At 73.0% G+C, this 25221-nt stretch carries 23 protein-coding genes; 14 read left to right on the top strand and 9 right to left on the bottom strand.

Annotated features, from left to right (window positions below):
* Positions 1–27: 27 nt before the first annotated feature.
* Together ACFQO7_RS33925 and ACFQO7_RS33920 are read right to left on the bottom strand one after the other, a co-directional pair.
* On the bottom strand, positions 28–621 hold the full coding sequence (locus ACFQO7_RS33925; RefSeq protein ID WP_376810211.1) for a malonic semialdehyde reductase: 594 nt from the start codon (positions 619–621) through the stop codon (positions 28–30).
* A gap of 212 nt (positions 622–833) precedes the next feature.
* The gene (locus tag ACFQO7_RS33920) at positions 834–2177 is read right to left on the bottom strand and encodes an MFS transporter (RefSeq protein WP_376810210.1); all 1344 of its coding nucleotides are present in this window, start codon (positions 2175–2177) and stop codon (positions 834–836) included.
* Between the two features lie 347 nt (positions 2178–2524).
* On the opposite strand from ACFQO7_RS33920, the gene rplM reads away from it, so the two are divergent.
* From rplM to glmM, 3 genes are all read left to right on the top strand, one after another.
* A complete protein-coding gene (gene rplM / locus ACFQO7_RS33915) occupies positions 2525–2968 on the top strand; it encodes a 50S ribosomal protein L13 (RefSeq protein WP_360539493.1) in 444 nt (147 codons plus the stop codon).
* Positions 2969–2988: 20 nt separating this feature from the next.
* Positions 2989–3474 carry a 30S ribosomal protein S9 gene (gene rpsI / locus ACFQO7_RS33910; protein WP_376810209.1) on the top strand — a complete coding sequence of 162 codons (486 nt, stop codon included), beginning with the start codon at positions 2989–2991 and terminating at the stop codon, positions 3472–3474.
* Between the two features lie 139 nt (positions 3475–3613).
* Positions 3614–4954: a phosphoglucosamine mutase gene (gene glmM / locus ACFQO7_RS33905; RefSeq protein ID WP_376810208.1), complete on the top strand. Its 1341-nt coding sequence runs from the start codon at positions 3614–3616 to the stop codon at positions 4952–4954.
* Between the two features lie 65 nt (positions 4955–5019).
* On the opposite strand, the gene ACFQO7_RS33900 is transcribed toward glmM, so the two are convergent.
* A complete protein-coding gene (locus ACFQO7_RS33900; protein WP_376810207.1) occupies positions 5020–5610 on the bottom strand; it encodes a hypothetical protein in 591 nt (196 codons plus the stop codon).
* Between the two features lie 236 nt (positions 5611–5846).
* On the opposite strand from ACFQO7_RS33900, the gene glmS reads away from it, so the two are divergent.
* The gene (gene glmS / locus ACFQO7_RS33895) at positions 5847–7760 is read left to right on the top strand and encodes a glutamine--fructose-6-phosphate transaminase (isomerizing) (RefSeq protein WP_376810206.1); all 1914 of its coding nucleotides are present in this window, start codon (positions 5847–5849) and stop codon (positions 7758–7760) included.
* Positions 7761–7836: 76 nt separating this feature from the next.
* On the opposite strand, the gene ACFQO7_RS33890 is transcribed toward glmS, so the two are convergent.
* From ACFQO7_RS33890 to ACFQO7_RS33880, 3 genes are all read right to left on the bottom strand, one after another.
* A complete protein-coding gene (locus tag ACFQO7_RS33890; protein WP_376810205.1) occupies positions 7837–9612 on the bottom strand; it encodes an alpha/beta hydrolase in 1776 nt (591 codons plus the stop codon).
* Positions 9609–9935, bottom strand: a complete 327-nt coding sequence (locus ACFQO7_RS33885; protein ID WP_360539503.1) for a hypothetical protein — start codon at positions 9933–9935, stop codon at positions 9609–9611. The genes ACFQO7_RS33890 and ACFQO7_RS33885 overlap by 4 nt, the downstream gene beginning before the upstream one ends.
* A 138-nt stretch (positions 9936–10073) precedes the next feature.
* Positions 10074–11684 carry an amidohydrolase gene (locus ACFQO7_RS33880; protein WP_376810204.1) on the bottom strand — a complete coding sequence of 537 codons (1611 nt, stop codon included), beginning with the start codon at positions 11682–11684 and terminating at the stop codon, positions 10074–10076.
* 23 nt (positions 11685–11707) lie between these two features.
* Here ACFQO7_RS33880 and ACFQO7_RS33875 point away from each other — a divergent pair, with 23 nt between their 5' ends.
* Together ACFQO7_RS33875 and ACFQO7_RS33870 are read left to right on the top strand one after the other, a co-directional pair.
* Positions 11708–12082: a holo-ACP synthase gene (locus tag ACFQO7_RS33875; RefSeq protein WP_203692182.1), complete on the top strand. Its 375-nt coding sequence runs from the start codon at positions 11708–11710 to the stop codon at positions 12080–12082.
* Between the two features lie 73 nt (positions 12083–12155).
* Positions 12156–13631: an NAD(P)H-hydrate dehydratase gene (locus tag ACFQO7_RS33870; protein WP_376810203.1), complete on the top strand. Its 1476-nt coding sequence runs from the start codon at positions 12156–12158 to the stop codon at positions 13629–13631.
* Between the two features lie 70 nt (positions 13632–13701).
* On the opposite strand, the gene tsaE is transcribed toward ACFQO7_RS33870, so the two are convergent.
* The 3 genes from tsaE to alr form a co-directional block, all read right to left on the bottom strand.
* Positions 13702–14193 (bottom strand): tRNA (adenosine(37)-N6)-threonylcarbamoyltransferase complex ATPase subunit type 1 TsaE, encoded by a 492-nt coding sequence (gene tsaE / locus ACFQO7_RS33865; protein WP_376810202.1) that lies wholly within the window; start codon positions 14191–14193, stop codon positions 13702–13704.
* Positions 14190–15302, bottom strand: a complete 1113-nt coding sequence (locus tag ACFQO7_RS33860; RefSeq protein ID WP_376810220.1) for an alpha/beta fold hydrolase — start codon at positions 15300–15302, stop codon at positions 14190–14192. Before ACFQO7_RS33860 ends, tsaE begins: the two co-directional genes overlap by 4 nt.
* Positions 15303–15396: 94 nt before the next feature.
* Positions 15397–16533: an alanine racemase gene (gene alr, locus ACFQO7_RS33855; RefSeq protein ID WP_376810201.1), complete on the bottom strand. Its 1137-nt coding sequence runs from the start codon at positions 16531–16533 to the stop codon at positions 15397–15399.
* Between the two features lie 164 nt (positions 16534–16697).
* Here alr and tsaB point away from each other — a divergent pair, with 164 nt between their 5' ends.
* From tsaB to ACFQO7_RS33815, 8 genes are all read left to right on the top strand, one after another.
* On the top strand, positions 16698–17375 hold the full coding sequence (gene tsaB / locus ACFQO7_RS33850) for a tRNA (adenosine(37)-N6)-threonylcarbamoyltransferase complex dimerization subunit type 1 TsaB (RefSeq protein WP_376810200.1): 678 nt from the start codon (positions 16698–16700) through the stop codon (positions 17373–17375).
* A complete protein-coding gene (gene rimI / locus ACFQO7_RS33845) occupies positions 17372–17815 on the top strand; it encodes a ribosomal protein S18-alanine N-acetyltransferase (protein ID WP_376810199.1) in 444 nt (147 codons plus the stop codon). The genes tsaB and rimI overlap by 4 nt, the downstream gene beginning before the upstream one ends.
* Before the next feature lie 70 nt (positions 17816–17885).
* Positions 17886–18935: a tRNA (adenosine(37)-N6)-threonylcarbamoyltransferase complex transferase subunit TsaD gene (tsaD, locus tag ACFQO7_RS33840; RefSeq protein WP_376810198.1), complete on the top strand. Its 1050-nt coding sequence runs from the start codon at positions 17886–17888 to the stop codon at positions 18933–18935.
* Between the two features lie 26 nt (positions 18936–18961).
* Entirely contained in the window at positions 18962–19216 is a 255-nt protein-coding gene (locus ACFQO7_RS33835; RefSeq protein WP_360539522.1) for a hypothetical protein, read from the top strand.
* A gap of 82 nt (positions 19217–19298) precedes the next feature.
* Positions 19299–20921, top strand: coding sequence for an alkaline phosphatase D family protein (locus ACFQO7_RS33830; protein WP_376810197.1), 1623 nt, complete (start codon positions 19299–19301; stop codon positions 20919–20921).
* Between the two features lie 58 nt (positions 20922–20979).
* Positions 20980–21669: an HAD family hydrolase gene (locus ACFQO7_RS33825; protein WP_376810196.1), complete on the top strand. Its 690-nt coding sequence runs from the start codon at positions 20980–20982 to the stop codon at positions 21667–21669.
* 55 nt (positions 21670–21724) lie between these two features.
* Positions 21725–23428, top strand: coding sequence for an ABC transporter ATP-binding protein (locus tag ACFQO7_RS33820; RefSeq protein WP_376810195.1), 1704 nt, complete (start codon positions 21725–21727; stop codon positions 23426–23428).
* 25 nt (positions 23429–23453) lie between these two features.
* Entirely contained in the window at positions 23454–25193 is a 1740-nt protein-coding gene (locus ACFQO7_RS33815; RefSeq protein ID WP_376810194.1) for an ABC transporter ATP-binding protein, read from the top strand.
* Positions 25194–25221: the final 28 nt, after the last annotated feature.

The following is a 25221-nucleotide window of genomic DNA, read 5'->3' as shown; positions in this document are numbered from 1 at the left end:
ACCTGCCCCCACCCCTCATCGTCTCTATCAGGCCGTCTTTACGACATCGTCGTACGAGAGCCGGGGGTTGCGGTCGTACCAGGCGCCCTCGCCCGGCTTGCCGATGTTCACCACGGCCAGCACCCGGTGCTGCCCGTCGGCGAAGAACTCCTTCTCGATGCCGGTCGCGTCGAAGCCGGTCATCGGGCCGGCGGCCAGCCCGGCCGCGCGCACGCCCAGGATGAAGTAGCCCACCTGCAGCGCGGCGTTGAACTGCGCGGTGTGGGCGCGGGCGGCGTCGTCGCCGGTGAACCAGTCACGGATGCCGGGGGCGTGCGGGAACAGGTCGGGCAGGCGGTCGTGGAAGTTCGTGTCCGCGGCGAGGATGGCCACCAGCGGAGCCTTGCCGGTCTTCTCCTTGTTGCCGTCGGCCATCTGCTCGACCAGGCGCTCACGGGCCTGCTCGGAACGCACCAGCACCACCCGCAGCGGCTGCATGTTCAGCGAGGTGGGCGCGTACTTGACCAGGTCGTAGATCGCCCGCACCTGCTCGTCGGTCACCGGCTCATCGGTGAACGTGTTGGCGGTGCGCGCGCTACGGAACAGCAGGTCCTGCGCGTGGTTGTCGAGAACGAGCGACATTGTCTTTCCTCCGAAGTCGGTCTGGCCGTGTCAGCCACCTGTCACCAACTTTGGTGAAACTTCAACTATTTCGCAAGCACCAACGCTGTGGCGTACCCGACACCCATCCCAGCGCCGACCAGCGACAACTCTTAAAGAGTCGCGGTCTCAGGGGTGACCTGAGACCGCGACTCTTTAAGAGTTGCGACAGAGGAAGGGTGGGGGAGGGGCGGTCAGACGCCCGCGTGGGCGAGGCTGGGGGCCTGGGTGACCAGGACGCGGCGGCGCAGGTAGCACCACCAGGTGACGGCGAGGCAGGTGCCGTACATCACGGCGAACCAGCCGAAGGCGGTGCCGATGCCGCCGGTCGCGTTGATCGAGTCGCTGATGGCCCGGGGCAGGTAGAAGCCGCCGAGCGCGCCGACGGCCCCGGCGATGCCCAGCGTGGCCGCAGACTCCCGCTTCGCGGTGGTCAGGTCCTTCGAGGTGGCCGCGAAGATCGCCGGGATCATGCGGTAAGTCGAGCCGTTGCCCGCGCCGGCGGCCGTGAACAGCAGCAGGAACGCGGCGAGGAAACCGCCCATGCTCTTGGCCTGGACCGCCATGACGACGCCGTACGAGCCGACGCCCATGATCATGAAGCAGGCTGCGGTGACCCTGGCTCCGCCGACCTTGTCCGACAGCCAGCCGCCGAACGGGCGGGCCAGCGAGCCGACCAGCGGGCCGGTGAAGGCCAGGGTGATCGTCGCCGCGCCCAGGTGGGCGGTCGGGGCCTGCGGGAACTGCAGCTTGAGCACGAGCGGGAAGGCGGCGGAGTAGCCCAGGAACGAGCCGAAGGTGCCGATGTAGAGGAAGGACATGATCCACGTGTGCGCCCGCTTGACCGTGGCGAACTGGGCCTTCAGCGGCGACTTCGCCACTTCGAGGTTGTTCATGAACAGGCGGGCGCAGAGCGCGGCGGCCAGCACCAGCGGCAGCCACATCAGCCCGCCGTACACCAGGCCGAAGGACAGCGCGATCGGCACCACCAGCTGCATCACGCTGATGCCGAGGTTGCCGCCGGCCGCGTTCAGGCCGAGCGCGACGCCCTTCTCCTTCTCCGGGTAGAAGAAGGAGATGTTGGTCATGGAGGAGGCGAAGTTGCCGCCGCCGAGGCCGGCCGTCGCGGCGACGAGCAGCACCGCCCAGTACGGCGGCCTGGCCGTGACCGCGAACACCATGCCCGCGATCGGGATCAGCAGCAGCAGTGCGCTGATCATGGTCCAGGTGCGCCCGCCGAACCGGGTAACCGCGAAGGTGTACGGGATGCGCATCAGCGCCCCGATCAGGTTCGGCAGCGCGACCAGCCAGAACTTCTGGTCGACGGTGAACGGGAAGGCGGCGGCCGGCATCGCCACCACCACGACGCTCCAGAGCGTCCACACGGAGAAGCCCAGGTGCTCGGCGAAGATGGAGAACACCAGGTTCCGCCGGGCGACTCGGCGGCCGGTGGAGGCCCAGAACTGCGGGTCCTCGGGGTCCCAGTTGCTGATCGCGGCGGGCTTCGATGCCGGCGGCGCAGGCGCGATGGCGGTCATGACCAGCAAATTACGAACATGTGATTGCCATGTTGTTCCGATGCGCGTACCCGTGGTGTGAACCCTGCCGCACCGCGCGACCTCGATCGCTGTGAGCCGGCGGCGGGAAACCGGACATCGAACGGCATACCACAGGGCAAGCAGGCCGTTTTGACCTCGCCGGGAGGCACCGGGTATCGTTAGCGGCTGTTGTGCGAGAGGTGGCGTCGAGCCGGTAGTCCTGATGCTCAGGTAGGCTTGTCGTTCGCGCGCCGGTCCGTTTGCGACCGGCCGGCATCGCAGAATCCGTTGGTCGTGGGCAGGTTCGCCCGCGGTCACACAGACCTACGACGAGACAAGGTAGACCTGTGCGTACGTACAGCCCGAAGCCGGGTGAGATCGAGCGTCAGTGGCACGTTATCGACGCTTCTGACGTCGTGCTGGGCCGGCTCGCCACCCACACCGCCAATCTCCTGCGCGGTAAGCACAAGCCGACTTTCGCGCCGCACGTCGACACCGGCGACTTTGTGGTCATCATCAACGCCGGCAAGGTTGCCCTCACCGGCAACAAGCGCGCGACCAAGATCGCTTACCGGCACTCCGGCTACCCCGGTGGTCTGAAGCAGGTCGGCTACGAGGAGCTGCTCACCAAGCGCCCCGAGAAGGCGATCGAGCTGGCCGTCAAGGGCATGATCCCCCACAACAAGCTGGGCCGTCAGATTCTGTCGAAGCTGAAGGTCTACGCTGGCGCGGAGCACCCGCACGCCGCTCAGCAGCCGGTGCCGTTCGAGATCAAGCAGATCGCGCAGTGAGCGCGGACGAAGGAATCACCATGACCGACACTTCCGTGCCGACCCAGGCCGTGGTCGAGGCTGAGGCTGAGGCCTCGGTCGTCGTTGCTGCCAAGCCGGCCACCCCGAAGTTCAAGGGCGACCGCCCGATCCAGACCGTTGGCCGCCGCAAGCAGGCCGTCGTCCGGGTGCGTCTGATCCCGGGCACCGGCAAGATCACCTGCAACGGCCGGGAGCTGGAGAAGTACCTCCCCAGCAAGGTCGCGCAGCAGTCGGTGCGGGAGCCGCTCGTGCTCGCGGAGAAGGGCGAGACCCTCGACGTCGTCGCGAACCTGCGCGGCGGCGGCATCAGCGGTCAGGCCGGCGCGCTGCGCCTGGCCATCGCGCGCGCCCTGTGCGAGCTCGACATCGACGACCGCCCGGCGCTGAAGAAGGCCGGCTTCCTCACCCGTGACGCTCGCGTCACCGAGAGCAAGAAGTACGGTCTCAAGAAGGCCCGTAAGGCCCCGCAGTACTCCAAGCGTTGATCGCTGCCTTCTGATCGGCCGGGCACGCTCCTGCTTCACGGCGGGATGGCGTGCCCGGCCTTTCGACTTTGGCCCCTCACCCTGCGGGCCGGGTCGTCTCGAACCCCTCCTTTCGCACCCCACAGAAAGGGCCACCCGGATGGCACGCCTTTTCGGCACCGACGGCGTACGCGGTCTGGCCAACGCGGACCTCAGCCCCGAGCTCGCTCTCTCGCTGGCCGTCGCCGCGGCGCACACCCTGCCCGACCCTGATCGGGAGCAGCCGCCCCTGGTGGTGGTCGGTCGCGACCCCCGGGCCAGCGGCGAGATGCTGGAGGCGGCGGTGGTCGCGGGCCTGGCCAGCGCCGGGGCCAACGTGGTGCGGGTCGGCGTGCTGCCGACGCCCGGCGTGGCATACCTGACCGCCGAGGTGCGGGCCGACTTCGGCGTGATGATCTCCGCCAGCCACAACCCGATGCCGGACAACGGCATCAAGTTCTTCGCCGCCGGCGGGCACAAGCTGACCGACGAGCAGGAGGACGCCATCGAGGCCGCGCTCGGCGCGACCTGGACGCGTCCCACCGGAGCCCAGGTCGGGCGGGTGCACGACCTGCTGGACGGGGCCGAGCACTACACCACGCACCTGGTGCAGGCGACCGGCCACCCGCTCGCCGGGCTCAAGGTCGTCGTCGACTGCGCGCACGGCGCGGCCAGCGACGTGGCGCCCGAGGCGTTCCGCGAGGCCGGGGCCGAGGTCATCGCCATCAACGCCGAGCCCGACGGTCTCAACATCAACGACGAGTGCGGCGCGACCCACCTGGGGCCGCTGAAGGCGGCCGTGGTCGAGCACGGCGCGCACCTGGGCATCGCGGTCGACGGCGACGCCGACCGGTGCCTGGCGGTCGACGCGTCCGGCGCCGAGGTGGACGGCGACCAGATCATGGCGATCCTCGCGCTGGCCATGCGCGACGCGGGCGCGCTGGCGAACGACACCCTGGTCGCGACCGTGATGAGCAACCTCGGGCTGCGCATCGCCATGCGCGAGGCGGGCATCACCCTGGTCGAGACCAAGGTCGGCGACCGGTACGTGCTGGAGGAGCTGCGCGCCGGGGGCTTCAGCCTGGGCGGGGAGCAGAGCGGCCACGTCGTCTTCACCGAGCACGCGACCACGGGTGACGGTGTGCTGACGGGCCTGCGCCTGCTGGCCCGGGTGGCGCAGACCGGCAAGCCGCTGGCCGAGCTGGCCGCCGTGGTGAACCGGCTGCCCCAGGTGCTGATCAACGTGCGGGTGGCCGACAAGGCCGTGGCCCGCGCACCGGAGATCCTGGCCGTGGTCGCCGCGGCCGAGGCGCAGCTGCACGGCAGCGGACGGGTGCTGCTGCGCCCGTCGGGCACCGAGCAGCTGGTCCGGGTGATGGTCGAGGCTGCGAGCGAGGACATCGCGCAGAAGATCGCCGAGGACATCGCCGCCGACGTACGGGCGGCCAGCCCGGCGGTGTGAGGCACCGACAAGACATGAGAAAGGGCGTCCCGCGGCTGCGGGACGCCCTTTCGCGTTCTGTGGTGTCAGCCGGCCACGAACACGCTGATGCAGGTGGCCGCGCCGCCCGAGCCGTCCCGCTTCTGCCGCTCGGTGCCGTCGACGGAGATGGAGCAGCCGGTCACGTTCCCGTCGCCGCCCGGCGAGCGGAACGCGATCACCGACAGGCCGAACGAGTCGCTGTTCAGGGTGAAGTTCTTGGTCCACGGCAGGGTGACCGTCTCGGTCTGCGTGTTGCCGGGCCCCTCCGAGTACGTGATCATCGCCTGCCCGGTGCCCTCGACCGCGTAGCGCACCGAGTGCGAGCCGGTGGGGTCCCCGGTGGCCACGCCGACGCTGGGGATCATGTCCGGCAGGTCCTCGATCGCCTCGCCGGCCTTGTAGAAGAGGTAGTAGCCGCCGACGCCGCAGACCGCGCACAGCAGCAGCACGACGCCGAGGATGATGCCCACGATCAGGCCGGTCTTGCTCTTCTTCGGCGGCTGCACCGGCGAGCCGTATCCCGCGGCGCTGTACGCCGGAGGCTGGTTGGGGTTGTACGGCGGCGGTGGGGGCTGGTTCGGGTTGTAGGCGGGGGGCTGCGCCTGGTTCGGGTCGTACGGCGGGGGGTAGCTCATGCGTTCTTCTCCTGGCTGCACTCATCGGCGGGGGAGACGGCGCGACGGGCAGGGGACCCGCGCTGCTCACTCACCCGCGGATGGTAGGCCCCGCGCGCTCATCGGGGGCATGTGCTGGCAGCAATCCGTCACTTATCGGGCAGGCCCAGGTCCGTCCAGGTTGCAATCAAACGTGGTGCGTGATTGACCGGGTTCCGAACATGCAATGTGAGCGAAACTCCGCTAAGGTAACGGGCATGTGCGGGATCGTGGGATACGTGGGCGGCCAGCAGGCGCTCGGAGTGGTGTTGGACGGGCTGCGGCGGCTGGAATACCGGGGTTACGACTCCGCCGGCGTCGCCGTGCTGGCGGACAGCCGGCTGCTGCTGGCCAAGAAGGCCGGCAAGCTGTCGAATCTGGAGAAGATGCTGGCCGAGGCCGCCGAGGCGGACCTGCGCGCGGGAACCACGGGCATCGGTCACACCCGCTGGGCCACCCACGGCGGTCCCACCGATCGCAACGCCCACCCGCACCTGTCGGCCGACGGCCGCATCGCGGTGATCCACAACGGCATTATCGAGAACTTCGCGAAGCTGCGGGCCGAATTGCAGGCCGAAGGCATCGAGTTCGCCAGCGACACCGACACCGAGTGCGTCGCGCACCTGCTGGCCGCCGAGCTGGCCGGCATCGCGGGCAGCCCGCAGGCACTGGCCGACGCGATGCGCCGGGTCTGCGGTCGCCTGGAGGGCGCGTTCACCCTGCTCGCCGTCGACGCGCAGGCGCCCGGCGCGGTGGTCGGCGCGCGCCGCAACTCCCCGCTGGTGGTGGGCCGCGGCAACGGCGAGAACTTCATGGCCAGTGACGTCAGCGCGTTCATCGAGCACACCCGCGAGGCGATCGAGCTGGGCCAGGACCAGGTCGTGCTGATCACGGCCGACGCCATCGAGATCACCGACTTCTTCGGCAACCCGGCCGAGGGTCGTGACTACCACGTGGACTGGGACGCCCGCGCCGCCGAGAAGGACGGCCACGCCTGGTTCATGCTCAAGGAGATCGCCGAGCAGCCGCAGGCCGTGGCCGACACGCTGCGCGGCCGCATCGGCGAGACCGGCGAGATCATGCTCGACGAGGTCCGGCTCACCGACCAGGACCTGCGCGACGTCGACAAGGTCTTCATCGTCTCCTGCGGCACGTCGTACCACGCCGGGCTGGTCGCCAAGTACGCGATCGAGCACTGGACACGCATCCCGTGCGAGGTCGAGCTGGCCAGCGAGTTCCGCTACCGCGACCCGGTGCTCGACCGGTCCACGCTGGTCGTGGTCATCTCGCAGTCCGGCGAGACCATGGACACCCTGATGGCGCTGCGGCACGCCAAGGAGCAGAAGGCCCGGGTGCTGGCCATCTGCAACACCAACGGCTCCACCATCCCGCGCGAGTCCGACGCCGTGCTCTACACCCACGGCGGCCCCGAGATCGCCGTCGCCTCCACCAAGGCGTTCCTGACCCAGCTCGCCGCCTGCTTCCTGGTCGGCCTGCACCTGGCCCAGGTGCGCGGCGTGAAGTACGCCGACGAGGTGGCCGCGGTCGTCGCGCAGCTGCAGGAGATGCCCGGCAAGATCGAGAAGGTGCTGGCGGGCATGGACCCGGTCCGGGAGCTGGGCCGCGAGCTGGCCGAGGCGAAGGCGACCACGGTGCTGTTCATCGGCCGCCACGTGGGCTACCCGGTGGCGCTGGAGGGCGCGCTGAAGCTCAAGGAACTGGCGTACATGCACGCCGAGGGCTTCGCCGCGGGCGAGCTCAAGCACGGCCCGATCGCGCTGATCGGCGGCCCGTCCGAGGACCCGGTCTCCGGCACTCCGGTCGGCCACGGCACGCCGGTGGTCTGCATCGTGCCCTCGCCGGCCGGGCGCGGCCTGCTGCACGACAAGATCGTCAGCAACATCCAGGAGGTGCGGGCCCGGGGCGCGCACACCATCGTCATCGCGGAGGAGGGCGACGAGGCCGTCGTCCCGTACGCCGACGTGCTGGTGCGGGTGCCGCGCACGCCCACGCTGCTGGCCCCGTTCGTGACGACCGTGCCGCTGCAGGTGCTCGCCGCGGCGATCGCCGACGCCCGCGGGCACGACGTCGACCAGCCCCGCAACCTGGCCAAGTCCGTCACGGTCGAGTAGTCCGCATCACCGGCCCCGGCCGCCCGCACCTACCGCGGGCCGCCGGGGCCGTCTGCTGCGCGGCCTCCGGCAGCGGTCACGGCACGGGGCCGTTCGCCGTTCCGTGCTCGCCGGTCACGATCTCGGCCATGCGCTGCAGGGCCGGGCTGTGCTCGTCGAAGTACAGGCCGTGCGCCTGGAACGGGTCGGCGCCCCGGCTCGACGGGAACACCCGCGCGCCGAACTGCTCCGACGACGGGTCCACGCCGTGCCACAGATCGGCGTTGCCGCGCACCACCGCGTCCACGGTCGAGCCGGCGAACATGTAGGCCGGTCCGCCGAGCGCGTTCAGCGCCAGCTCGCCTTTCGAGGGCGCGTTCAGCACGATGTCGTTGGGAGCCGTGGACGCCCACACGTGCCCCGGCCGGGCCAGCTCGGCGGCGCTGCCCACGCCCATGCCGGGGCTGCCCAGCGCGACGATCTCGTCGGCGGCGACCGTGCCGTCCCGCTCGGTGACCCCGACCATGAGGCTGCCGTAGGAGTGGCCGATCAGGCTCAGGTGCGCGGGTTCGCCCTGGTGCGCGACGACCAGCCCGGCCTGGAACGAGCTGAGGTCGCCGCGCGCGGCCAGCGCGGCGCGGTCGCTCGCCGCGTCGAGCCCGTCGGGCGGGTCGTACCCCAGCCACATCACCGTCGCCGTCGTGGTGTCCGGGGCCAGCTCCGCCGCTCGAGCCTGCAACGCCGCAGCCCGGTCCACCTCGACGGCGAACCCGTCCAGCGAGGTGCCCACGCCCGGCACGTAGGTGGCCACGTGGTCGCTGCCGTCGGGGTCGCCGAAGGCCACCACCAGCCGGCCGTCCCCGCTCGGATCCAGCCGCAGCAGGTACGCCCGCGGGTCGGCCTGGTCGAGCCGCGCCGCCAGGCCGGTCAGCGCGGTCAGCCGCTCCTGCGCGCCCGCTGCCGGCGGGTGGGCCGCGGCGGCGTCGCGCAGCCGGTCGAGTTCCCGGTCGAGCAGTTCGCGATTGGCGCGGTCGCGCACGGCTGCGGGCACCCCGTCGAGCCTGCCCAGATCCTCCGGCCGCAGCGCCACCAGCCAGGCCCGCTCTGCCTCGGTCAGCCCGGCCCACCAGCGCGCGACGTCTGCCGGGGTGCCGCTCGCGGGCAGCGGAACGGGCGTGCCGGACCACGCCTGGGCGGCCGCCTTGGCCAGCGCGGTGAGGCGGCGGGCGGTGTCCTCGTCGCTCGCTCGGGCCTCCCGCACCACCGCGTCGATCTCGGCGGAGACCCGCACCGCCAGCGCCACGTCGGACGCCCCGGGAGCCGGCACACCGAACGGAACCGGCTGCGCCGCGCCGCCCGGCGCAGCTCCGGCCCACCCGACGAGCCCCGCCGGAACGCTGCCCTGGCCGCCACCCGTACCAGCCGGAACGCTGCCCTGGCCGCCACCGGTGCCGGCGGGGACGCCGCCCTGGCCGCCGGGAGCGCCGGGCGGGCCGCCCCGGGCGATGTCGGGCACGACGACGCTCACGTGGCCGTCCGCGGACACCTGCACGGCGGTGCCCCGCGTCGCGGCCAGTGCCTCGGCGAGCCGCCGCTGTAGCAGCCGGATGCGGTCGGCGTGCCGCCACAGCAGCTGGTCGACCTCCAGCAGCGCGGGCGGGGCGGTGGCGAGCCGCCGGGCCAGCGCCGCGCCGGACTCCCGGCCCGCGACGGCCGCGGTGCCGCCGTGCCAGACCTGCTCCTGACGGCGCAGCCGATGGGCCAGCTCGTCGTGGTGCTCGTCCAGCGCCCGGCTCAGCCGCCGCCAGGCGACAGCACTGTCGACCCAGCGCGCGGGATCGGCGGCCAGCACCATCGCGTACGTGACGGTCATCGGCGCACCGCCATCGCGGCGATCTTGCGGGCCAGGCCCGAGTCACGGTCGGCGTAGCTCGCCCCGGCCAGGCACAGCCGCTGCCCGAAGACGCCCAGGTCCTCGGCGAAGCCGACCAGGTACGTGCCCACCTCGTGGGCCAGCCGGACCTGCGCGCCGCTCACCGCCCAGCCCGACGGCCCGCTGGTGAGCCCGTTGGCGTACGGCACCTCGCGCGCGACCGCGTCGGCCAGCCGCTGCAGCCCGCCACCCAGTCTGATCAGCTCGTCCGGCTCGACGTGCACCGGCTCGGGCACTGTCCCGGAAGGATTCTCGGCGTCCATGCCGACGATGCTTCCCGCCCTGAGCCGCCCCCGGCCAGCCTTGTGGATAACTCGGAGCCCGCCCGCCCGCAGGTTGTCCACAGCCCTTGTCCACAGGTGACCGCCCTGGTAGAGGGCCTGTGGACAAAGACCGAGGAGTCAGCCGCCGTGCACCAGGCGGCCGGCTGCCCAGGTGAGTTCGGCGCGGGCCGCCCCGATCTCCTTCGGCGGTCCCGCGAACGGGTCGCGGTCCAGCACGGTCAGATCGGCGCGCAGGCCGGGCGCGATCCGCCCGGAGTCGTCGAAGTGGTTCACGTACGCCGACCCGGCCGTGTACGCCGCCAGCGCCGTGTCCAGATCGATCGCCTGCTCGGGGCCGAGCGGCGACTCGTCGAACCGGTAGCCGACCCGGTTCACCGCCACGTGGATCGCCCGCATCGGGTCGGGGTCGGACACCGGCCAGTCACTGCCCGCGGCCAGCCGGCCACCGCCGCGGTGCACCGCCCCGAACGGGTACTGCCAGGTCGCGCGCTCCGCGCCGAGGAACGGGATGGTCAGCTCGTCCATGGCGGGCTCGTGCGCGGCCCACAGCGCCTGCATGGTCACGGTCAGCCCGAGCCGGGCGAAGCGGGGCACGTCGGCGGGGTGTACGACCTGGACGTGCGCCACGTGGTGACGCCGCGGCGAACCGGCGACGCGCTCCACGGCGTCCAGCACCTCCCGGGTGGCCCGGTCGCCGATGGCGTGGAAGTGGACCTGGAAACCCGCCGCGTCCAGGGCCGACACGACCTCGTTCAGGTCGGCCGGCGCGACCCGGGAGATGCCGCGGCGGTCGGTGGCGCAGCCGCAGCCGTCCAGGTAGGGCTCGATCATCGCGGCGGTGAAGTTCTCCGCCACCCCGTCCTGCATGATCTTGACGGTTTCGGCGCGGAAGTTCGCCCCGCCCGCGGTCCGGGCCCGCTCCCGGCGCTCCACCAGTTCGTCGAGCTGCTCCGGGCCGCGCGACGGCTCCCACCACAGCGCACCCCGTACCCGCGCGGTCAGCAGCCCGGCGGCGTCCGCGGCCAGGTACGCCTCGAACGCGTCCGGCCAGCCGCCGTAGTCGCCCACGATCGCGTCCTGCCAGGCCGTCACGCCGAGCGCGTGCAGCCGGGACTGGGCCAGCAGCAGCGCCCGCCGGATCTCGGCCGCGTCCGGCCGCGGCGCCACCCCGCTGACCAGCTCCATCGCGCTCTCGTGCAGCACCCCGGTGGGTTCGCCGGCGGCGTCGCGCTCGATCCGGCCGCCCTCGGGGTCGGGGGTGTGCCGGTCGATCCCGGCCAGCGCCAGCGCGCGGGAGTTGCACCAGGCGCTGTGCGCGTCGCGTACGGCCAGGTAGACCGGGCGGTCGGGGACGACCCGGTCCAGCATGTCCCGGTCCGGCTGGCCGCCGCCGAAGGCGTCGTAGGACCAGCCCGCGCCCATCACCCAGGCCCGGTCGGGATGGGCGTGGGCATACCGGGCCACCTCGCCCAGGTAACCCGCCGCGTCGTGCTGCTCGGTCAGCTCGCAGCGCAGCAGGTTCAGCCCGGCGAACACCGGGTGCACGTGCGCGTCCTGGAAGCCCGGCAGCAGCAGCCGCCCGGCCAGGTCCACGACCTCCGTACGCCCGGTGACCAGCTCTTTCATCTCGGCGTCGGAGCCCATCGCGGCGATCACCCCGCGGTCGACGGCCACCGCGGTCGCACCCGGCGACCCGTACACGTTGCCCGAGCGAAGTACCAGATCCACACCTGAGACCTTAAGGTCAACACGTGATTGTCTCGGTGGGCAACGACGTCGTCCTGGTCGACCGTTTCGCTGCGGCGCTGCGGCGCACCCCGATGCTGACGGAGCGCCTGTTCACCGAGGCCGAGCGCACCACCCGCAGCGGCAACCCGCGCTCGCCCGAATCGCTGGCGGCCCGGTTCGCGGCCAAGGAGGCCGTCGCCAAGGCGCTGGGCGCGCCGGCCGGCATGCAGTGGCACGACTGCGAGATCGTCGTCGACGCCGACGGCCGGCCCTGGCTGACCGTCTCCGGCACCGTCGCCGCGGTCGCCGCCGAACGCGGCGTCGAGCGCTGGCACCTGTCGCTGTCGCACGACGGCGGCATCGCGTCGGCCGTCGTCATCGCCGAAGCGGGCCGGTGAGCGGGGTTCGGCCACGCGCGGCGGGCACGGCAGGCGAGACTCAGGCACAGACGAGCGGGACGGAGTTCTGCGTATGAGGTCGGTCTACCGGGTGGCGCAGGTGCGGGCCGCCGAGTCCGCGCTGATGGCGACGCTGCCCGCGGGCACGCTGATGCAGCGCGCCGCCGCGGGGCTCGCCCGCCGCTGCGCGGTCACCCTGCGCGGGCTCGGCAGGGTGTACGCCTCCCGCGTGGTGCTCCTGGTCGGTCCCGGCGACAACGGCGGCGACGCGCTTTTCGCGGGAGCGCTGCTGGCGCGGCAGGGAGTCCAGGTCGGGGCACTGCTGAGCGATCCCGAGCGGGCCCACGCCGAGGGCCTGGCCGCGCTGCGCGGCGCGGGCGGCCGGGTGCTGAGCGACTGGCCGAAACGGCTCGACCTGGTCGTCGACGGGCTGCTCGGCATCGGCGCGACCGGCGCGCTGCGCGGCTCCGCGCTGACACTGGCCGAGCAGCTCGCCGCGCTGTCCCCGCGCCCGCCCGTGATCGCGGTGGACGTGCCGTCCGGGGTCGCCGTGGACACCGGCGACGTGCCCGGCACCGCGATCCGCGCCGACGTCACCGTCGCGTTCGGCTGCCTCAAGCCCGCCCACGTGGTCGGCCCGGCCGCGGTCCTGGCCGGGCAGGTCGAACTCGTCGACATCGGCATCGTCCCGCACCTGGTCGGCGACCCCGCGCTGCGCGTCGCGGACACCGCCGACATCGCCGCCTGGTGGCCGCAGCCCGGACCGGTCTCGGACAAGTACACCCGCGGCGTCGTCGGCGTGGCCACCGGCTCGGCCGGTTACCCCGGCGCGGCCCTGCTCTCCCTGTCCGGCGCGCTCGCCGGCCCGGCCGGGCTGGTCCGCTACGCCGGGTCGGCGCACGAGATCGTGGTGCCCGCGCATCCCAGCGTCATCGCCGCGCCGCGGCTGGCCGAGGCGGGACGCGTGCAGGCCTGGGTCTGCGGCAGCGGCCTGGGCACCGACGAGCGGGCCGCCGCCGAGGTGCGGGGCGTGCTGGCCGCCCCCGTGCCCGCGCTGCTCGACGCGGACGCGATCACCCTGCTCGTCGACGGCTCCATGGCGAACGAGCTGCGCAGCCGGGACGCGCCGACGGTGCTCACCCCGCACGACCGGGAGTACGCCCGCCTCGCCGGGCAGGACCCCGGCCCGGACCGGGTCGCCGCCGCCCAGAAACTGGCCTCGTGGACCCGGTCGGTGGTGCTGCTCAAGGGCGACCGCACCGTCGTGGCCGGACCGTCGGGCGAGGCCTGGGTCAACCCGACCGGCACCCCGGCGCTGGCCACCGGCGGCACCGGCGACGTGCTGTCCGGCCTGCTCGGCTCCCTGCTCGCGGCGGGCCTCCCGGCGATCCGGGCGGCGGTCGCGGCAGCCTACGTGCACGGCCTCGCCGGCCGCATCGCAGCCGAGTCCGGCCCGGTCACCGCCGTCGACGTGGCGGCATCCCTCCGCCCCGCCGTAGCCTCCCTCACCCGCATGCCCACCGGCACGGCCCCCGTCCGCCCCACCTGACTCCACCAGGCCAGGCTTTTCCGCACATTCCATGAAGGAGCAGGATGCCCGCCCGGACTCGCGAAGGGGGTCAGGCGCGGTCGGCGGTGGCTTCGGAGAGGGGGGCGATGCGGTCGGGCCAGTCGCCGTGGTGGGGGATCAGGGCGATGGTGCGGGAGTCGTCGTCGCGGCGGTCGATGCGGACCTCGAGGTACGCGTCGGAGAGCTGCTCGACCATGCCCTCGCCCCACTCGACCAGGGTCACCGAGTCCTCGACGGACGCGTCCAGGTCCAGGTCGTCGACCTGGGCGCGGGGATCGGTGACGTTGCCCAGCCGGTACGCGTCCACGTGCACCATCGGCACCGTGCCGCCCGCGGTGCGGTCGGGGCGGTGCACCCGCGCGATGACGAACGTCGGGGAGGTCACGTCACCGAGCACCCGCAGCCCGCGCCCGATGCCCTGGGCGAGCGCGGTCTTGCCGGCCCCGAGCGGACCGCTCAGCACGAGGAGGTCACCGGCGCGCAGCACCCCGGCCAGGCGGGAGCCGAAGTCGCGGGTGTCGTCGACCGTCTTGAGGATCACAGCAGCTCCAGCTCGTCCAGGAAGGTGATGAGGGCCTGGTTGACCTCGTCGGCGTGCTCCAGCATCACCACGTGCCCGCTGTCCGGGACCAGCACCATCTTGGCGTGCGGCAGCAGCCGGCAGATCTCCTCGGAGTGGGACACGGGGGTGATCAGGTCGGCGTCGCCGACGACGACCATGACGGGCACCTGGTTCAGGGCGCGCAGGGCCGGGTAGCGGGCGTGGCTGTTGATGGTGCGCAGGTAGCGGGCGACGGTCTCGGTGGTGGTGCGTGAGTTCATCTGCTCCACGTACGACACGAGCGCTGGGCTGGGCTGGTCGCCGCCGAAGCCGTACCGCCGGGTCAGCAGCCAGGCGAGGTCGGTGCTGGCCTGCCGGGCCTTGTCGATCATCGGGCCGGTGAACCGGGCCGCACCGGTGAGCAGGGCGAGCAGCGGCCCGCTGGTGCGGTTGAGGATCTCGGGCAGGTTGCCGTAGCTGATGCCGTCGAGCTGGCCGCCCGAGGTCGCGATGAGCACGGCCCCGGCGACCCGGTCGGCGAACAGGTCGGGGTGCTGCTCGGCGCAGGCCATGATGGCCATGCCGCCCATCGAGTGGCCGACCAGCACGATCGGGCCCACCGGGGTGGTGGCCTTGATGACGTCGTAGAGGGCGTCGCCGAGCGCGGGCAGCTCGTACTCGCCCTCGTGCAGGGCGCTGGACAGGCCGTGGCCAGGCTGGTCGTAGAAGACCATGCGGTGCTCGCCGAGCGCGTCGAGGGCCTTGCGCTGGAAGTGGAAGGTGCCCTGGTCGAGGCAGAACCCGTGGACGAAGATGATGGTCGGCTCGGGCGGGCCGGGCTTGCCGAACTCGACCGCGATCCCGTCCACCGGCTCGACGATCTCGACGTGCAGCTGCACGCCGTCGTCGGTGCTGACGGTGAGCGTCTCGTCGTAGGGCAGGCGGCCGAAGGGCTCGTCGGCGTACGGGTCGGTGTCGGTGCGGCGGCTGCGCTTGACGACCAGGCGCTCGACGGCGACCCCGGCGGCGACGCCGGCGGCGGCGACACCGATGACGGCGCCGATCAGCCCGGCCTTGCGCCGGGTGCCCGCCGGTTTGTCCTTGGCCACGGCCTTGTCGCCGGCCGCCGTGTCGCTCACGAGATCACCCCGTCGATGTGCCGTATGCCGTGCTCGGCCGGGACCGGCCGCCCGTGCCGCTCGCTCACGCGACATCACCGCGGTAGACCCGCGGCACTCGGGCGCTGCCGAAGCGCGTCACGATCTCGTAGTTGATGGTGCCGACGGCGTCGGCCCAGTCGTCGGCGGTGGGTTCGCCCTGGTCGCCGGAGCCGAACAGGATCACTTCGTCGCCTTCGCCGACCTCGGCGTCGCCGACGTCCAGCACGAACTGGTCCATGCAGACCCGCCCGGCGACGGTGAACCGGCCGCCGTTGAGCAGCACCGGACCGCTGTTGGAGGCGTGCCGGGGAACGCCGTCGGCGTAGCCGAGCGGCACGAGCGCCACGGTCGACTCCCGCTGCGTGACGTAGGTGTGCCCGTAGGAGACGCCCTGGCCGGCGGGTAGGCGCTTGGTCAGCAGCACCCGGGCACGGGCGGTCATCGCGGGGCGCAGCGTGGCGCGCACCGCGGGGTCGTCCAGCGGCGACAGGCCGTATATCGCGATCCCGGGGCGGACCAGGTCGAAGTGGGTGTCGGGCCGGGTGAGCGTGGCCGCGGAGTTGGCCAGGTGGCGCACCTGCGGCTCGATGCCGAGGCGCTGGGCGGTGCCGAGGGCGTCGGTGAAGGCGGCGAGCTGGCGGTCGACGGTCTCGTGGCCGGGCGCGTCGGCGCAGGCGAAGTGGCTCCACACGCCGACGACTTCGGCGTACCCGTCGGCCTGGGCCTTGCCGGCGGCCTCGGCGAGCTGCGGCCACTCGGGGGCGGCCGCGCCGCCGCGGGACAGCCCTGTGTCGATCTTGAGGTGGACGCGTGCGGCCCGCCCGGCCTCGCGTGCCCCGGCGGTCACCGCCGTGAGCTGCGACAGGCTGGCCACGCTGAGATCCACGTCACCGGCGATCGCTCGGGCCACCGGCTGGCCGGGCAGCCAGAGCCAGGCCAGCACCGGTGCGCTCAGGCCCGCGTCGCGCAGCCCGAAGGCCTCGTCCAGGGTGCAGACGCCGAGCCAGGTCGCGCCGCCGGACAGTGCCGCGCGGGCGGCGGGGATCATGCCGTGCCCGTACCCGTCGCCCTTGACCACGGCCATGACCTGGGCGCTGGTGCTCGACCGCAGGGTGCGCACGTTGGCGCGGATCGCGTCGAGGTCCACCACGACCTGCGAATGAGCGTCGGCCTGCCACATGAGTCCCAGCCTACCCAGCAGTACGCCGAGGACCCCCGAGGGCCGCGCCCGGTCCCAAACCCCACCCAAATCGATCATGAAGTTGTGCCGGCGACACGCCGCTGAACCGTGCCATAGGTTCATGATCATCAGGGTGGGGCGGGGGGCACAGTAGGGTGGAGGGCGTGTTGGTGCTGGTGTTGGATACGGCCACGCCTGCGGTGACGGCCGCGCTGGCCGAGGTGGAGTCGTCGGGACACGCGGTGCTGGCGCAGCGGGCGACGGTGGACGGCCGCGCGCACGGCGAGCTGCTCGCCCCGCAGATCGACGCGCTGCTGGCCGAGGCCGGGGTCAAACCCCGCGACCTGGCCGCGGTGGTCGCCGGGGTCGGGCCGGGTCCGTTCACCGGGCTGCGCGTCGGCCTGGTCACCGCGGCGTCGCTGACCATGGCCCTGAACATCCCGGCGTACGGCGTCTGCACGCTCGACGCGCTGGGTCTGCGCACCGCGGGCCGGGCCCTGGTGGCCACGGACGCGCGGCGGCGCGAGGTCTACTGGGCGGTGTACACCGACGGCAGCCCGCTGACCGGCCCGGCCGTGGACAAGCCCGCCGATGTCGCGCCGCGCCTCGCGGAGTTCGCGGTGACCGCCGCCGTCGGCGAGGGTGCGGCGAAGTACGCCGACGTGCTCGGCCTGCCCGCCGGGGAGCAGCTCTACCCGGACCCGTCGGCGCTGGTCGAGCTGGCCGCGCAGCGGGTGCGCGAGGGCGCCCCGAGCGAGCCGCTGACCCCGCTCTACCTGCGCCGCCCCGACGCGGTCGAGCCGTCCGCCCGCAAACCGGCCCTGTCCGCGAGCGAGCGATGAAGATCGAGCGGCTGCGCTGGTGGCAGATCGAGGATCTGCTGCCGGTCGAGGCCGACCTGTTCGGCGCGGAGGCGTGGACCGCGGCGATGTTCTGGAACGAGCTGGCCAACGGCCACCACTACCTGATCGCGACCGAGGACGACGGCACCGTGCTCGGCTACGCCGGGCTGGCCGTCGGCCAGGGCGAGGGCTGGGTCAACAACATCGCGGTACGCCGGGACGCGCAGCGGCGCGGCATCGGCCGGGCCCTGCTGGAGGCGCTGCTCGCCGAGGGCCGGCGGCACCAGGTGAAGCAGGTGCTGCTGGAGGTCGCCGCAGACAACGCGCCCGCGCAGCGGCTGTACGCCGCCTACGGCTTCGAGGTCATCGGCATCCGCAAGGGCTACTACCAACCCAGCAACGCCGACGCACTGGTGATGCGGCGCGAGGAGAGAACATGAGCGAGCGCAGCGAGCGAACCATGGGGCACGGGGAAGCTCAGGCCGCCGACGAGCGCAGCGAGGAGAAGGCGTGAGCGCCAGCGAACCCCTGGTTCTGGGGATCGAGAGCAGCTGCGATGAGACCGGCGTCGGCATCGTGCGGGGGCACACCCTGCTGGCCGACGCGCTGGCGTCCAGCGTGGACGAGCACGCCCGCTTCGGCGGCGTGGTGCCCGAGGTGGCCAGCCGGGCACACCTGCAGGCGCTGGTGCCGACGCTGCACCGGGCGCTGGACGAGGCCGGGGTGACCCTGGCCGACATCGACGCCATCGCCGTCACCGCCGGACCCGGCCTGGCCGGGGCGCTGCTGGTCGGCGTCGCCGGAGCCAAGGGCCTGGCGCTGGCCGCCGAGAAGCCGATCTACGGCGTGAACCACCTGGCGGCGCACGTCGCCGTGGACACCCTGGAGCACGGCCCGCTGCCCGAGCCCGCGATCGCGCTGCTGGTCTCCGGCGGGCACTCGTCCCTGCTGCGGGTCGACGACCTGGCTCGCGGGGTGACCCCGCTCGGCGCGACCATCGACGACGCCGCCGGGGAGGCCTTCGACAAGGTGGCCCGGCTGCTGGGCATGCCGTTCCCGGGCGGCCCGCCGATCGACAAGGCCGCCCGCGACGGCGACCCGCTGTCGATCACTTTCCCGCGCGGCCTGACCGGGCCGAAGGACCTGGTCGAGCACCGGTTCGACTTCTCGTTCTCCGGGCTGAAGACGGCCGTGGCGCGCTGGGTCGAGGCCCGGGAGCGCTCCGGCGAGCCGGTGCCGGTCAACGACGTCGCGGCGAGCTTCCAGGACGCGGTCTGCGACGTGCTGACCCGCAAGGCCCTCGACGCCTGCCGGAGCCAGGGCATCGAGACGCTGGTCATCGGCGGCGGCGTCGCGGCGAACTCACGGCTCAAGGCGATGGCGGCCGAGCGAGCGGCGGCGTACGGCATCACCGTGCGGGTGCCGCGGCCCAAGCTGTGCACCGACAACGGGGCCATGGTGGCCGCGCTCGGGTCGCATCTGGTCGCCGCCGGCACCGCACCGTCCAAGCTGGACTTCGCGGCCGACTCCGCGATGCCGCTCACGCTTGTCGGGGTGTAGCTTTGCCCGGTGCTGAGGGCGACGACGTGATCGTGCGTATGTGGGAGGTGCGCGCCTATCCGCGCACCTTCACCGAGCTGCTGGACTGGGTGTGCGAGGAGGCGGTGCCGCGGCTGGAGGTCGAGCCGCTGCACATCGCGAGCGAGGTGTTCTCCTCGACCGACCTGCGCGTCGTGGTGATCTCGCGCTGGCGCGGCGAGCCCCGCCCGCTGGCCGACCCGCCCGAGGGCCTGGCCGCCCGCTCGCCCCACGTCTGGGACTTCGCCCCCGTCGACCGCTGACCCCGCGCCATCGGCGTGGCGTCGCGGTGCGCCCGGCGCTCGCGGCGACGATGAGGGCCACCCCCGGCATTTAGGGGTGCGTATGGTCTCGCGTCGTGGCGTGCTGCTCGGCGGCGGTGCCGTGGTCGTGGCCGGGCTGTTCGGGCGGCCGGCGAGCGCGACCGGTCCGGCGAGCGATCCGTTCACGCTGGGTGTCGCCTCGGGGGACCCGACCCCGGACGGCTTCGTGCTCTGGACCAGGCTCGCGGTGACACCGATGGCCGAGGACGGCCGCGGGGGCATGGCCGACCGGGCGTACGAGGTCTGGTGGCAGGTGTCGCCCGACGAGCGCTTCACCCGGCCGGTCGCGTCCGGTATGAGCTGGGCGGAACCGTCCTGGGCGCACAGCGTGCACGCCGAGCCGACGGGCCTGGAACCCGGCCGGGAGTACTTCTACCGCTTCGGCGTCGACCGCTGGGTCTCCCCGGTGGGCCGCACCCGCACCGCCCCGGCCCGGCCCACCCTGCCGCCGGCCCTGAACCTGGCCTTCCTGTCCTGCGCGCAGTACGAGCACGGCTTCTTCACCGGCTACCGCCGGATCGCGGAGTCCGAACCGGAGCTGATCGTGCATCTGGGCGACTACGTCTACGAGTACGCGGCGCACGTCTACAACGCCCCGAGCGGCAACGTGCGCGACCATGCCGGCCCGGAGACGCAGACGCTGGCCAACTACCGGCAGCGCTTCGCACAGTACAAGCTGGACCCGGATCTGCAGGCGGCGCACGCGGTCGCGCCGTGGCTGGTGGTCTTCGACGACCACGAGGTCGACAACAACTGGGCGGGGCCGGTGCCGGAGCGGCCCAACCCGCGCTTCGACCGGCGGCGCACCGCGGCCATGCGGGCGTACTGGGAGAACATGCCGCTGCGGTACGCCCGCCAGCCGCGCGGCACGGCGCTGCCGCTGCACCGCCGCGTGCGCTGGGGCAGGCTGGCCACCTTCCACCTGCTCGACACCCGGCAGTACCGCGACGACCAGGGCTGCGGCGACGGCTACCGGGACTGCCCTGCGGCCGCGGACCCGGCCCGCTCCATCCTCGGCGCGCCGCAGGAGAAGTGGCTGCTCGACGGCTTCCGGCGCAGCGGCGCGACCTGGGACGTCCTGGCCCAGCAGGTCTTCTTCGCGCAGCGCGACCGCGACCCCGGTCCGGTGCTGAGCACCAGCCAGGACGCCTGGGACGGGTACGCGGCCTCCCGGCAGCGGGTGGTGCGCGGCTGGCTCGACGCGAAGGTGCGCAACGCGGTGGTGCTCACCGGGGACGTGCACGCGCACTGGGCGGCCGACGTCAAACTCGACTTCGCCGACCCGGACGCGCCGGTTGTCGGCTCGGAGCTGATCTGCACCTCGCTGACCACGGGCGGCGACGGCTTCGACTCGGACCCGGCGACGCACCCGTTCCTGGCCAACAACAAGCACCTGCACCTCTACAACGGCCAGCGCGGCTACGTGCGCGCCACGGTCACCCCGGCCGAGCTGGCAGCCGACTTCATGACCCTGCCGTACGTGCACCGCGCCGGCGCGCCAGCCCAGCGCAAGGCGGGCTTCGTGATCCCCGACGGGGTGCCCGGCCCGCAGCGGCGCTACCTGCGTCCGTTCACCGGCCCGCAGGCGTTCGCACCCAGGGAGCTGGCCGACCACACGGTGTGGACGGAGACGGAACGCCCGTGACGAGATCCCGGCCTTGCGGAGGTGCCGCGAGCGTCCCACCCTCCGGTAACCTCTGCGCGTGCTGGACATCCGGAGGCCGCGACGACGGGGCGCGATCCTGTTCGACCTCTACGAGACCCTGATCCCGGATCGGACACCGGCCCAGCGCGACGAGGTCAGCCGGCGCATGGCCGTTGCGCTGGGCGTGGACGCCGACCGGTTCGCCACGCTGTTCCGGGGCACCATGCTGGCCCGGATGCGCGGCGAGTTCGGCACGTTGAGCGAGACCATCCGCACCCTGGCCTACCGGCTGGGCGGCGAGCCGACGGACACGGCCGTGCGCTTCGCGGAGGTGGCCAGGCTGCGGTTCACCCGGGAGGTGCTGTGGCCCTCGCCCGGGGTGCTGTCGGTGCTGGACGGGCTGCGCGCCGCGGGCCATCCGCTGGGGCTGGTCACCAACTGCTCGACGGAGACCGTGACGCTGTGGCGGGAGCAGCCGCTGGCGCCGCGTTTCGACGTGGCCGGTTTCTCCTGCCTGCTCGGGGTGACCAAACCCGACCCGGTGCTGTTCCTCAAGGTGTGCGGCGACCTGGGGGTCACGCCGCAGGAGTGTGTCTACGTCGGCGACGGGCACGGGGGAGAGCTGGCCGCGGCGGCGGCGCTGGGCATGCGCGTGGTGCGCACCGTCGAGCATGCCGACAGCGATCCGGGTTGGCACGGGGAGACCGTCGACCGTCTGGGTGACCTTCCGGCCCTGCTGGCTGCCTGAATGCCGGGAAAACCGGTGGCGTTCGCCGGGGCGGCCTAGTAAGTTCAGCGCCGCTATGCGTTCCTTACCTTTGGCCGATCCCGGCACCCCCGACACCAGGTCAGCCATCCGGTATCTGTGGTGGCTGGCCTCGCGCCAGTCCCGGACCATCGGCTTGGGCATGTTCTTCGGCATCACCTGGATGCTGGTGGGCGCGCTGATCCCCATGGTCATCGGCAAGGCGATCGACGCCGGCATCACCACCAAGGACACGTCCGCCCTGGCCCGCTGGGCCGGGGCGTTCCTGCTGTTGGGGCTGGTGCAGGCGGGCAGCGGCATCATGCGGCACCGCAACGCGGTGTTCAACTGGATGTCGGCGAACTTCCGCACCGTGCAGGCGGTCGTCCGGCACGCCAACCGCCTCGGCGCGACGTTGCCCAAACGCATGGCCACCGGCGAGGTCGTCGCCATCGGCGCGGCCGACACCAGCCACATCGGCAACGCGCTCGACATCACCGCCCGCGGCTCGGCCGCGATCGTCAGCCTGGTCACGGTCACCGTCATCCTGCTGACCGCGTCGGTCAAGCTCGGCCTGGTCGTGCTGCTCGGCGTGCCGGTGCAGATGGCGGTGGTGAGCCTGCTCATCAAGCCGCTGCACCGCCGCCAGCAGGCCTATCGCGACCAGCAGGGCGCGCTCACCGGCCGGGCCGTCGACATCGTCGCCGGCCTGCGCGTGCTGCGCGGCATCGGCGGCGAGCAGGTCTTCGCCGAGCGCTACCGGACCCAGTCGCAGCAGCTGCGCGAAGCCGGCGTACGGGCGGCGCGCATCGACTCGCTGCTGGAGTCCATCCAGGTGCTGATGCCGGGACTGTTCCTCGCTCTGGTCACCTGGCTCGGGGCGCGCCTGGCGGTGGCCGGTGAGATCCGGCCCGGCGAGCTGGCCAGCTTCTACGGGTACGCCGCGTTCCTGGTCATGCCGATGCGCACGCTCGCGGAGATGCTGGAGAAGATGACCCGCGGCCACGTCTCGGCGGGCCGGGTGCTCCAGGTGCTGCGGCTCGAACCGGAGATCACCGCGCCCGCGTCGCCGTTGCCGCTGCCCGAGCACGGCACGCTGGTGGACGTGAAGTCCGGCCTGTCGCTGCGGCCCGGCGTGCTCACCGTGCTGGCCGCGGACCGGCCCGAGGACGCGATCGAGATCGCCGACCGGCTCGGCCGGTACGCCGAGGGCGAGGTGACGCTGGGCGGCGTGCCGCTGGCCGCGGCCACCCGCGACGACGTGCGCGCCCGCATCCTGGTCGCCGACAACAACGCCCGGCTGTTCAGCGGCCCGCTGCGCGAGGAACTCGACCCCACCGGGACGGCCGGCGACGAGCAGATCATGTCGGCGCTGCGTACGGCCAGCGCCGAGGAGGTCATCGACGCGCTGCCGGACGGGCTCGGCGCGTTCGTCGCCGAGCGCGGGCGGGAGTTCTCCGGCGGGCAGCAGCAGCGGCTGCGGCTGGCCCGCGCGCTGCTGGCCGACCCGCCTATCCTGATCATGGTCGAGCCGACCAGCGCCGTCGACGCGCACACCGAGGCCCGCATCGCGCGCCGCATCGGCCCCGCGCGCCAGGGCCGCACGACCCTGCTCGCCGGCACCAGCCCGCTGCTGCTGGATCAGGCCGACCACGTCGCCTTCGTCGAGGACGGCAAGGTCGTCGCCGAGGGCACCCACCGCGACCTGCTGGCCACCGAACCCCGCTACCGCGCTGTGGTCACCCGGAGCGTGGACGCGTGAGCGAGCGACGCGAGGAGGAGAAGGCATGAGCAGGGTTCAGCTGCCGGTCGCGGATGCGGCCGCGGTGCGCCGGTATGCCCGGCAACTGCTCGGACGGCACCCGGGCGCGCTCGCGCGGGTGGTGCTGCTGCACGGGCTCGCCGCGCTCGCCGGGCTGGTCACGCCGTACCTGCTGGGCAAGCTGATCGGCGGGATCCAGCACGGCATGACGGTGTCCGGGGTCGACGGCATCGCGCTCGGACTGGTGACGTTCGTGCTGGTGCAGGCGGTGCTGACCAGGTTCGCGGCGTTCTCGTCGGCGACGCTGGGCGAGCGGGTGCTGGCCGAGCTGCGTGAGGAGTTCGTCGACCGGGTGCTCGCCATCCCGCTGTCGACCGTGGAGCGGGCGGGCACCGGCGACCTGGTCACCCGTACCAGCCGGGATGTCGCGCAGCTGTCGCACAGCATGCGCCGCGGCGTACCGGAGACGCTGATCGCCCTGGTCACGCTCATCCTGACGGCCGCCGCACTGGTCTGGCTGTCCCCGCTGATGGCGCTGCCCTGCCTGGTCGGCGCGCCGATCATCATCGGCAGCGCCCGCTGGTACCTGCGCCGCGCGCCGAAGGCCTACCTGCGCGAGAACGCCGCCTCCTCCGAGGTCATCGACGGGCTCACGGAGACCTTCGACGGCGCACGCACGACCGAAGCACTGCGCACCGGCGCGCGCCGGATCGGCCGCACCGACCACGACCTGCGCGAGCAGTACCGGGCCGAGCGGGGCACGCTGCGGCTGCGCACGTTCTTCTGGCCGTTCGTCGACCTGGGCTTCACCTTGCCGGTGGCGGCCACCCTGTTCCTCGGCGGCTGGTTCTACATCCAGGGCTGGGTGCCGCTGGCGGTCGTCGTCACCGCGGTGTTCTACGTGCAGCAGCTGATCGAGCCCATCGACCGCCTGCTCGGCTGGGCCGACGAGCTGCAGGTCGGCGCGACGTCGCTGGCCCGGCTGCTTGGCGTGGCCGAGATCGGCGACGACCGCGAGGTCACCGGCGCGCGTCCCGACTCGGAGCGGCTGACCGCGACGGACGTGCGCTACGCGTACACCGAGGGGCGGGACGTGCTGCACGGCGTCGACCTGTCCATCGCGCCCGGCGAGCGGCTGGCCATGGTCGGTCCGTCCGGCGCGGGCAAGTCGACCCTGGGCCGGCTGCTGGCGGGCATCGACGGCCCGCGCACCGGCACCGTCGCCGTCGGCGGCGCGCCGCTGGTCGAGCTGCCGCTGGAGGAGCTGCGCGGGCACGTCGCGCTGGTCACCCAGGAGCACCACGTCTTCGTGGGTACGCTGCGCGACAACCTGGCGCTGGCCCGGCCGGACGCGTCCGAGGAGCGGCTGCGCGAGGCGCTGGCCGCCGTGGACGCGCTGGACTGGGTGGACGAGCTGCCCGATGGCCTGTCCACCGAGGTCGGCGGCGGGCGGCACGAGGTCTCGCCCGCGCAGGCGCAGCAGCTCGCGCTGGCCCGGCTGGTGCTGGCCGACCCGCACACGCTGGTGCTGGACGAGGCGACGTCGCTGATCGACCCGCGGGCGGCCCGGCACCTGGAGCGGTCGCTGGCGGCGGTGCTCGACGGGCGGACCGTGATCGCGATCGCGCACCGGCTGTTCTCGGCGCACGACGCGGACCGGGTCGCGGTGGTCGAGGACGGGCGGATCGCGGAGCTGGGCTCGCACGACGAACTGGTGGCCGCCGACGGTTCCTACGCCGCTCTCTGGCGCTCCTGGCAGTCCTGACCGCCTGCCCCGCTTGTCATCGACGTTG

It is taken from the genome of Catellatospora aurea, from assembly GCF_042663325.1.
GTDB lineage: Bacteria > Actinomycetota > Actinomycetes > Mycobacteriales > Micromonosporaceae > Catellatospora > Catellatospora aurea.
The sequence above is the reverse complement of the archived record's forward strand: the minus strand, read 5'-3'. Positions and strand labels throughout refer to the sequence as shown.